7 protein-coding genes are annotated in these 9,857 nt (G+C 71.2%); 6 read left to right on the top strand and 1 reads right to left on the bottom strand.

The features are described from left to right. The first annotated feature begins 335 nt into the window (after positions 1 to 335). The 5 genes from QK444_RS24850 to QK444_RS24870 all read left to right on the top strand — a co-directional run bounded on the left by QK444_RS24850 (position 336) and on the right by QK444_RS24870 (position 8,567). A complete protein-coding gene (locus tag QK444_RS24850; protein ID WP_282784203.1) occupies positions 336 to 2,249 on the top strand; it encodes a UrvD/REP family ATP-dependent DNA helicase in 1,914 nt (637 codons plus the stop codon). Then, on the top strand, positions 2,249 to 5,818 hold the full coding sequence (locus QK444_RS24855; RefSeq protein ID WP_282784212.1) for an ATP-dependent DNA helicase: 3,570 nt from the start codon (positions 2,249 to 2,251) through the stop codon (positions 5,816 to 5,818). The genes QK444_RS24850 and QK444_RS24855 overlap by 1 nt, the downstream gene beginning before the upstream one ends. Positions 5,819 to 5,869: 51 nt before the next feature. Continuing rightward, positions 5,870 to 6,922, top strand: coding sequence for a potassium channel family protein (locus QK444_RS24860; RefSeq protein WP_282784214.1), 1,053 nt, complete (start codon positions 5,870 to 5,872; stop codon positions 6,920 to 6,922). A 195-nt stretch (positions 6,923 to 7,117) separates the two neighbouring features. Beyond that, positions 7,118 to 8,026: an NAD(+) diphosphatase gene (gene nudC, locus QK444_RS24865; protein WP_282784205.1), complete on the top strand. Its 909-nt coding sequence runs from the start codon at positions 7,118 to 7,120 to the stop codon at positions 8,024 to 8,026. Positions 8,027 to 8,129: 103 nt separating this feature from the next. Continuing rightward, positions 8,130 to 8,567: a DUF4189 domain-containing protein gene (locus tag QK444_RS24870; RefSeq protein WP_282784207.1), complete on the top strand. Its 438-nt coding sequence runs from the start codon at positions 8,130 to 8,132 to the stop codon at positions 8,565 to 8,567. An 83-nt stretch (positions 8,568 to 8,650) separates the two neighbouring features. On the opposite strand, the gene QK444_RS24875 is transcribed toward QK444_RS24870, so the two are convergent. Then, positions 8,651 to 8,881: a mycoredoxin gene (locus QK444_RS24875; protein WP_029931673.1), complete on the bottom strand. Its 231-nt coding sequence runs from the start codon at positions 8,879 to 8,881 to the stop codon at positions 8,651 to 8,653. A gap of 104 nt (positions 8,882 to 8,985) precedes the next feature. Here QK444_RS24875 and QK444_RS24880 point away from each other — a divergent pair. After that, the coding region (locus QK444_RS24880; RefSeq protein WP_282784209.1) for an ATP-dependent helicase at positions 8,986 to 9,857 on the top strand (872 nt) is incomplete at its 3' end.

Genomic DNA, 9,857 nt, shown 5'->3' on the forward strand with positions numbered 1-9,857 from the left:
GCGGCATCCGCCGTTCGGTCCTGGAACTCGGCCACCCCACCCGCCGAGCCGAGCCGGATGCCGACGGGAACGCTTCCGCTCCGGACGATTCCGGTTTTTCTGGTGCACAGGGAAACGGCTCGGACAACACCGCATCGCGCGATGCGGAATCGGCGAGCGCCTCGACGACGAGGCGGGGCTCGGTGCCGCGTTCCGATGAGGTTGCGCCCTCGGGGCGCGCGGCTGCGCTTGCCCACCCTGCGCCCCTGGCGCAGACTGCCCAAGCGCAGGTAGGTGACAGCTCGCTACCGAGCGATAGCGTGCGGGACGCGCAGGGCGGCACATCGGAAGGTGCGGTGTCGAAGAGTCCCCTGTCGGAGAGCCTCGTGTGGGCGAACGAGGTGCGGCCAGGCGCCGGGGCGGCAGTATCCGGCGGCCGGGAAGATGTCAGCGTCGGGCAGGCCACCGGGCTGGACGGTGCGCAGGAGGCGGAGCGGTTCGCCGATCTCGATCGATCCTCGGCGGAGATTCTGCGGGATCTCATTATCGGCGTGGGGGATCGGGCGATTCTGGGGCGGCTCACCGACGTCGAGTCCGCGCCGCTGCGGCGGGTGTTGAAGGCCGTGGGCCGGGGACGCGCGGCGCGGCGGCGCGGGGAGGGGCTGGAGGAGACGCTGTGGGCGGTGTGGACGGCATCGAGTCTGGAGCGGCGGTGGGTGGGGCAGTCCGAGCGCGGGGGAGCGGTCGGGATGCAGGCGGACCGGGATCTGGACGCGGTGGTCGGGCTGTTCGAGGCGGCCGGGGCGTATGTGGACCGGTTGCCGCACGCCACCGTCGAGGGCTTCGTGGAATACCTGGAACAGCAGGAGATTCCGCAGGACGGCGCACCGCACACCGATCCGGGCGAGGCCGTCACCATCGTCAGCGCGCACGGCGCGGCGGGACGCGAATGGGATACCGTCGCGGTCGCCGGTGTGCAGGAGGGCATCTGGCCCAACCTGCGCCCGCGCGGCACCCTGCTCGGCGTCGAGGAGCTGGTGGATGTCATTGCCGGAGTTGGGGATACCGGCGAACGTCTCAGCCGCGCCGCGCCCCTGCTGGCCGAGGAGCGGCGGCTGCTGCTGGTCGCCTGCGGCCGGGCCCGCCGTTCCCTGCTGGTGACCGCCGTCGAATCCGTCACCGGCGACCAGGATCTCACCCCGTCGCGCTTCCTCGCCGAACTCGACGCCGATACCGACCACGGTGCGCCGGGCCGCATCCCCGCCCCGGTCGATCCGGGTCGCGCCCTCGCCATGCACGCCCTCATCGCCGAATTACGCGGCGCCGTCTGCGATCCCGATTCCGATCCGGATCGCGCCGACCGCGCCGCCCGCCAACTGGCCCGCCTCGCCGCCGCCGGTGTGCGCGGCGCACACCCCGACGAGTGGTACGGCACCGCCGACCTCAGCTCCGGGCATCCGCTGTGGGAGATCGAGGACGGCGCCGTCGGTCTCTCCCCGTCCACCGTCGACCAGCTGAAAACCTGCCCGCTGCGCTGGGCGCTGGAACGCCACGGCGGCCAGGACGGCGACAATGTGCACGCCCTCAAGGGCAATCTGGTGCACACCCTGGTCCAGGCCCTGGCCGGACAGGTCGACGAGGCGCAGGTGAAGGCGGCGCTGGCCAAGGCGTGGAAGAAGGTCGACCCCAGCTCCCGGGAGGGCGAGAATTGGCATTCCCGCCAGGAACTGCGCCGCACCGAGACCATGGTCGACACCTTTCTGGCCTGGCTGCGCAATACCCGCGACGAACTCACCGCGCTGGGCGTCGAGGTGCCGATCGACCTCACCCTGCCCGCGCGCGGCCCCGGCGAACTGCCGGTGCGCATCAAGGGCCGCGTCGACCGCGTGGAACGAGACGCCCTGGGCCGCTTCGTGATCGTCGATGTCAAGACCGGCAAGACGCCCATCTCCAAACAGGCCGCCGAGGACCACGCCCAGCTGGCGACCTATCAGGTCGCCGCCGCCGAGGGCGCGCTCGGTGACGGCGAACCCGGTGGCGCCCGCCTGGTCTACGTGGCCAAGCCGTCCAGTAGGGAGGGTGCCACCCAGCGTGCGCAGCCGCCCCTGGACGAGGCGGGAATCGACCGGTGGCGCGGCGTGATCCACGACGCGGCCGCCGCCACCCGCGGCCCCAGCTACCTCGCCATGCGCAATGACGGCTGCCGCCACTGCAAGGTCTCCGGCAGCTGCCCGGTGCAGGACACCGGTCGGCAGGTGACCGACGAGTGATCACCCCCCGGGAACTGGCCGACGCGCTGGGCCTGCCCCCGCCCACCGACGAGCAGGCCGCCGTGATCGCCGCCCCGCCCGGTCCGACCCTGGTCGTGGCGGGGGCGGGCGCGGGCAAGACCGAAACCATGGCCGCCCGTGTGGTGTGGATGGTCGCCAACGGCCTGGTCGAACCCGAACAGGTGCTGGGCCTCACCTTCACCCGAAAAGCCGCCCAGCAGTTGACCACCCGCATCCGCACCCGCCTGGCCCGGCTCGCCGGAGCCTCGCTGGTGCGCGATATCGACCCCACCGGGCACCTGCGCGCCCTGCTCACCGGCTCCGAACCGGAGATCAGCACCTATCACTCCTACGCGGGCCGGCTGCTCACCGAACACGGCCTGCTGCTGCCGGTGGAACCCAACGCCACCCTGCTCAGCGAGACCCAGCTCTGGCAGCTGGCCTATCGGCTCGTCTCCACCTGGGACGGCGACCTCGACATCGACCGCACCCCGGTCTCGGTCACCGAGGCCGTGCTGGCGCTGTCCGGGCAGCTGGCCGAGCACCTGGTGCGGCCGGACCAATTGCGGGACGCCCACCGGGAATTGGACCGCCTCATCCACACCCTGCCCGCGGGCCCCAAGCAGCGCGGCGGACCCAAGAAGGCTTTGCTCGACCTGCTCGCCGTGCAGGAGGAGCGAATCTCGCTGCTGCCCCTGGTGGAACGGCTCGCCGAGGAGCTGCGCCGCCGCGGCGCACTGGATTTCGGCGCGCAGATGTCCCTGGCCGCCCGGCTGGCCGCCGAACATCCGGAGGTCTCGGTCGCCGAACGTGAGCGCTTCCGCTTGGTGCTGCTCGACGAATACCAGGACACCGGCCACTCCCAGCGCATCCTGCTGGCCGCCCTCTTCGGCGGCATCGGACCCGATCACGACGACGACCCGGCCGAGCGCGGACGGCTCGCGGTGACCGCGGTGGGCGATCCCATGCAGTCGATCTACGGATGGCGCGGCGCGTCGGCGGCCAACCTGCCCCGCTTCGCCACCGACTTCCCCTGTGCGCCGGGCATTCCCGCGCCGGTGCTGCCGCTGCTCACCAGTTGGCGCAACCCGCCGGAGGCGCTGGAACTGGCCAATCTGGTGGCCGATCCGCTGCGGCGGCGGGCGGCGGAGGGCGGGGGCGTCACCGTGGACGCCCTGCGCCCGCGGCCCGACGCCACCCACGGCGTGCTCGCCTTCGCCCTCACCGAGACGGTCGCGGACGAACGGGAGTGGGTGGCCGAACGCATCGCGGCCGAATGGGAGGCCGCCGCCGACCTGGGTGCGCAGCCGCCCACCTCGGCGGTGCTGGTGCGCCGCAACGCCGATGCGGCCCCGCTCGCGGAGGCCCTGCGGGAGCGGGGATTACCGGTGGAGATCGTCGGGCTGGGCGGGCTGCTGCATACGCCCGAGGTGGCCGACGTCGTGGCCACGCTGCGGTTGATCGCCGACCCGTCGGCGGGCAGCGCGGCCATCCGCATCCTCACCGGCGCGCGCTGGCGCATCGGCGTCGCGGATATCGCTGCCCTGTCCCGGCGCGCCCGAGAGCTGTCCATTCGACAGCCTGCCGGACAGCAGGCCGCCATCACCGACACCGGGACACTGGACGACGCACTGCGCGAGGTCGCGCCGGAGCCCTCCGAACAGGCGGGCCTGGCCGACGCCATTGCCGATCCCGGTGCGGCGGAACAGTATTCGCCGCAGGGTTGCGCGCGGATCAAAGCCCTGGGCGCGGAACTCACCGCCCTGCGCGAGCGGAGCGGACAGCCGCTGCCGGAACTGGTCGCGGATGTGGAGCGCACCATCGGGGTGGGCGTGGAGACCCAGGCCCGGCGCGCCGCCGCCGGGGCGGGCGCGGGCCGAGAGCATCTGGACGCCTTCGCCGAGGTGGTCTCCGGCTACGCCGCCGACCATCGCGCCTCGCTGACCGGGCTGCTCGCCTTCCTCGCCGCCGCCGAGGAGGTCGAGAACGGTTTGGAGCCGGGCGAAGTCGAGGTCGCCCGGGACCGGGTGCAGGTGCTCACGGTGCACGCCGCCAAGGGCCTGGAATGGGAGGTGGTGGCGGTCCCGCACGTGGTGGACGGCACCTTCCCGTCCGGCACCGGCACCACCACCTGGATGGGCGCGCTCGCGGAACTCCCCACCACGCTGCGCGGGGACCGCCAGCGCGACGACGCCGGTGAGGGTGTCCCGGTGCTCGACCTCACCGATATCCACGATCGCGCCGATCTGGAACGCGCCCTGGATGCCCACAAGAAGGCACTGGCCGCCCGCCGACTCGACGAGGAGCGCCGCCTCTTCTACGTGGCCCTCACCAGAACCGAACGCGCCCTGTTCGTTTCGGCGCACCACTGGGCCGAGACCGGCTCCAAGCCCAAGGGTCCCTCCGACTTCCTGCTCGACCTGGCGCGCGCGGCGGAACAGCCCGGCACGCTGGCCCGCGCCGTGCGCATCGACCGCTGGGACGATCCACCTCCCCCCGACACCCCCAACCCGTTCACCGACAACCCGCCCACCGCCACCTGGCCCCGCGACCCCCTCGGCAAGCGCCGCGCCGATATCGAACACGCCGCCGCCCTGGTCCGCGCGGCCCTCGCCGACTTGCGCGAGGAGCAGCGCCGCGCGGCCCGGGGCATCCAAGCCGAACTGGACCTCGGCCTCGACCTCCGTTCCGGCGCAACCGCTGCTGCCGAGCCGACGACGGTCCCGTTCGCCGACCTATCCGACGACATCGAAACCGTTGCGGGCGAATCGGACTCCGACGACCCCGACCCCGAGGGCTGGGCGGCCGATGTCGACGCGCTGCTCGCCGAGCACGCCGCCGCCGCGCAGGCCACGCGGGAGGTCGAGCTGCCGGGTCAGCTGCCCGCCACCGCCCTGGTCGACCTGCAGGCCGATCCGGCGAAACTGGCTGCCCGGCTGCGGCGTCCGCTGCCGTATCCGCCCAGTCCGTACGCTCGTCGCGGCACCGCCTTCCACGCCTGGCTGCAACGCTGGTTCGGGGCGTCGCGCCTGCTCGGCGTCGACGAACTCCCCGGCGCGTCCGACACCGGCGACACCGACGCCGACCTGGTGCGCCTCCAGGAGGCGTTCCTCGCCTCGCCGTGGGCCGACCGCAATCCCGTCGAGGTCGAGGTGTCCTTCGAAACGACACTGGCGGGCACCGTCCTTCGCGGTCGCATGGACGCCGTGTTCCGGGAACCGGACGGTCGCTGGGTGGTGGTCGACTGGAAGACCGGCGCGGAACCGAAGCCCGCCGAGGAGGCCGCCGTCGCCGTGCAGTTGGCCGTCTACCGTGTGGCCTGGGCACGGCTGCTCGCCCAGCGCACCGGCGCCACCGAGGCCGAGATGCTGGACCGGATCGGAGCGGCCTTCCACTACGTGCGCACCGGCCGCACCATCGCCCCCGAACATCTGCCCGGCCCAGGCGAATTGGCCGGACTCATCGGCGCCGCCGCACCGCTCGACCCCGAGCCCGACACACCGGAGGACACGGAACGATCTCCGGACGCGCCCCGTCCGGACATCACATCCCGCCGATCGGACCGGTAGTCTGCCGTCCTGTGCCGCAGCTAGACGCTTTCGGATGGGCCGGTGGTTTCCATGTTCGGTGACTCCTCGCCCGGCCTGGGCAGACTCACCGAGCGCCCCGACTTCGCCCTGGTGGGCGTCCTGCGCATCCCGGAGGCGCAGACCAGTCCCTGGCGGCTGCTGTGGCGGCGGATCGGTATGGCCGTGCTGCTGCTGGCCATCGCCACCACCGTCGTCTACGTCGGGCGCGACGGCTACAACGACAACACCGACGGTGAGCTGTCCCTCATGGACGCGCTGTACTACTCGACGGTGTCGCTGTCCACCACCGGGTACGGCGATATCGCGCCCGTCACCGACAAGGCCCGGCTGGTCAATATCCTGGTCATCACCCCGCTGCGGGTGCTGTTCCTGATCGTCCTGGTCGGCACCACCCTGTCCGTGCTGACCGAACGGTCCCGGCAGGCTTTCAAGATTCAGCGATGGAGGCACACCGTGCGCAATCACACCGTGGTCGTCGGCTACGGCACCAAGGGCCGCACCGCGGTCGACGCCATGCTCGGTGACGGCGTGCAGCCCGCCGAGATCGTCGTCGTCGACACCGACGCCGACATGTTGGAGCGCGCGGCCAACGCGGGCCTGGTGACGGTGCACGGTTCGGCCACCCAGTCCGATGTGCTGCGGCTGGCCGGTGTGCAGAACGCGGCCTCGATCGTGATCGCCGCCAACCGCGACGACACCTCCGTCCTGGTCACCCTGACCGCCCGCGAACTCAACCCCAAGGCCAAGATCGTGGCCTCCATCCGCGAGGCCGAGAACACCCACCTGTTGCGCCAGTCCGGCGCGGATTCGGTGGTGGTGTCCTCGGAGACCGCGGGTCGCCTGCTCGGTATCGCCACCACCACTCCCAGCGTCGTCGACATGATCGAGGACCTGCTCACCCCCGAGGCCGGTTTCGCCATCGCCGAACGCGACGTGGAACCCGAGGAGGTGGGCGGCTCCCCCCGCCACCTCCGCGATATCGTCCTCGGCGTGGTCCGCGAAGGCCAGCTCATCCGCGTCGGCGAACCCGAGGTCGACGCCCTCGAAACCGCCGACAAACTCCTCTACCTCCGCCGCGCTTGAGTGACACAGGCCCGCGGCCTTCGGGCGCGAGAGCCGCGGCGGCTGGTTTGAGAATGAGAACAGCTCCACGATCGCCCCTTGCGGTGTGCTTGCGCTCGGGCACATTCTCGGTTGGGTCGGCGGGCGCACTGGATATCCGGCCGGTCAACTCGCCGCGAATCCGCCCGGAGCGAAGCGAAGGGCAAAATAGACGCTGTGTCCGTATTTGATCTCAATGCCGTGCCCGTGCTCTCGCGTTCCGCGCTCGATCGGGCGGAGCATCTCCGCGCCGATGAGCAGGCCCTGAAGGAGGGGTGGGGGCGGGCGAAGCTGGTGCGCATGAACCGGCGCGGCCAGGTGCGCGTCGAGGGCAATGCGGTGGTGCTGGAGGAGGCGGTGACGCTCTCGGCCGAGCCGTCGCCGCATGCGGTGTTCCTGGGTGTGGACGGCGAGTTCCACCTGTGGGCGGTGCGCGACAATGAGATCGAGGGTGAGCTGACCGATCTGCGTGCGGTGGGGGCGACGCTGGATCTCGACGATTTCGGCGCGGGCCTGCTCTCCACTGCCATCGCCCTGCTGAACTGGCACGACAAGGCCCGCTACAGCGCGCACGACGGTACGCCCACGCGCGCGTCGAACGCCGGGTGGTCGCGCACCAGCGATTCCGGCCATCAGGAGTTCCCCCGCATCGACCCGGCCGTCATCTGCCTCGTGCACGACGGTGGCGACCGGGTGCTGCTGGGCCGCCAGCACACCTGGCCGGAGGGATTGTTCTCGCTGCTGGCCGGTTTCGTGGAGGCCGGGGAATCCCTGGAGCGGTGCGTGGAGCGCGAGATCAAGGAGGAGGTGGGCGTCGATGTGCGCGAGGTCCGCTACCTGGGCTCGCAGCCGTGGCCGTTTCCGCGCTCGCTCATGCTGGGTTTCGCCGCGCAGGCCGATCCCGACCAGCCGCTGCATTTCTCCGACGGCGAGATCGCCGAGGCGCACTGGTTCACCCGCGCCGAGGTGCGCGAGGCGCTGGCGGCCGGTGCGTGGGGCAGTGGCGGCGGCGATGCGCGGTTGCTGCTGCCGGGATCGATTTCCATCGCGCGCACGATTGTCGAATCCTGGGCTGCCGCAGGCTGATTCCCACTATTCGGAACTTGTTGGACAAATAGGACTAATCCCCGTCAAGATCACTGGAACGGCTTTCACGTCGGAAGCCGTTTTCTGATGGGGAGATTTTTCGATGGGTTTTCTGAGTAAGGCCGCCATGAGTCTGGTTGTCTCGGCGGCCGCACTCACGTCCGTCGGCATGGGCACCGCTGCGGCGGAGCCCGGCCCGGACGGATACTGGGGTGCCATCGCCGTCGGCGCGTTCAGCGACTTCACCTCCTACGGTTCGGCCTGGAACTATCCGGACCGGGCGTCGGCCGAGCAGGCCGCGCTCGCCGAATGCGGCTACCGGGGTTGTGAGGTGCTGGCCAGCTGGGCCAATGGCTGCGGTGCGGTCGCCATGAGCGAGGACACGATGCGCTTCCACGGGGGGACCGGGGTGACCCGTCCCGAGGCGGAGCGGGCGGCGCTCGACAAGCTGGCGGCCGTCAAGCCGCCGCTGCCGTTCCCGTTCACCGGCAGTTCCAGCCCGGAACGCGGTGTGATCAAGGAATCGGTCTGCACCGACTGACCCGGTAGCGCGAAGCCGCACATCCCGTTCGGGATGTGCGGCTTTTTCGTGGACCGTCCGCGCCGAACCCGGTGCGCGTCGGATCAGCTGATCGCGGCGAGGGCCTGCTTCACGGCGGCCAGGCTGGGATTGGTGGCGGTGGACCCGTCCCGATATTTCACGGTCGGCACCACGTGGTTGCCGTTGTTCACGCTGCCGACGAATTCGGCCGCCGCGGGATTCTCCTCGATATCGATCACCTCGTACGTGATCCCCGCCTCGTCGAGTTGCTTCCGGAGTCGGCGGCAGTAGCCGCACCAGGTCGTCGAGTACATGGTCAGGTCCGTTGCAGTCACGGGTCGTGCAACGCGCCGGGTACGGAGCCTGTTCCCGGAGCGCCGCGGTGCGACGGGTCCGCGCGGTGTCGGAGGCGGCTGCCATGATGGAGCGCGTGCCGGCCACCACCACCCAGTCCAGCGATCACCTGCTCGACGACCTCGATCCGGAGCAGGCGGCGGCCGCCCGTGCCCCGCGCGGTCCGGTCTGCGTGCTAGCGGGGGCCGGGACCGGCAAGACCCGCACCATCACCCACCGCATCGCCCACCTGGTGGCGGCCGGCCACGTGCGCGCCGATCAGGTGCTGGCGGTGACCTTCACCGCGCGGGCCGCGGGGGAGCTGCGCGGGCGGCTGCGGACGCTCGGACTCGGCGGTGACGCCACCCAGGTGCAGGCCCGCACCTTCCACGCCGCGGCGCTGCGGCAGTTGCGCTATTTCTGGCCGCAGGTCATCGGCGATGTGCCCTGGAAGCTGATCGACAGGAAATTCCCCATCGTGGCCCAGGCCGCCCAGCGCGGCGGACTGCCCGCCGACACCGACAGCGTGCGCGACCTGCTCGGCGAAATCGAATGGGCCAAGGGCACGCTCGTGGCCCCCGAGGACTATGCCGCCACGGTGGCCCGCCGCCACCGGGAGACCCCGTACGACGCGGCCAAGGTCGCGGCCGTCTACGCGGCCTACGAACAGCTCAAGATCACCCCGGACGGCATGCTGCTGGACTTCGACGATCTGCTGCTGCACACCGCCGCCGCCATCGAGGATTTTCCGGCGGTGGCCGAGGAGTTCCGGGGCCGCTACCGCTGTTTCGTGGTGGACGAGTACCAGGACGTCACGCCGCTGCAACAGCGGGTGCTCGACGCCTGGCTCGGCGAGCGCGACGATCTCACCGTGGTCGGCGACGCCAACCAGACCATCTACTCCTTCACCGGGGCCAGCCCGACCTATCTACTCGACTTCTCCCGCCGCTTCCCGGA

The organism is Nocardia sp. CC201C, from assembly GCF_030010695.1.
GTDB lineage: Bacteria > Actinomycetota > Actinomycetes > Mycobacteriales > Mycobacteriaceae > Nocardia > Nocardia otitidiscaviarum.

Excerpts from the sequence above, each read along its gene's own strand:
- QK444_RS24860 (WP_282784214.1), top strand. The coding sequence starts at position 5,870 with ATGTTCGGTGACTCCTCGCCCGGCCTGGGCAGACTCACCGAGCGCCCC.
- QK444_RS24870 (WP_282784207.1), top strand. The coding sequence starts at position 8,130 with ATGGGTTTTCTGAGTAAGGCCGCCATGAGTCTGGTTGTCTCGGCGGCC.
- QK444_RS24875 (WP_029931673.1), bottom strand. The coding sequence starts at position 8,881 with ATGTACTCGACGACCTGGTGCGGCTACTGCCGCCGACTCCGGAAGCAA.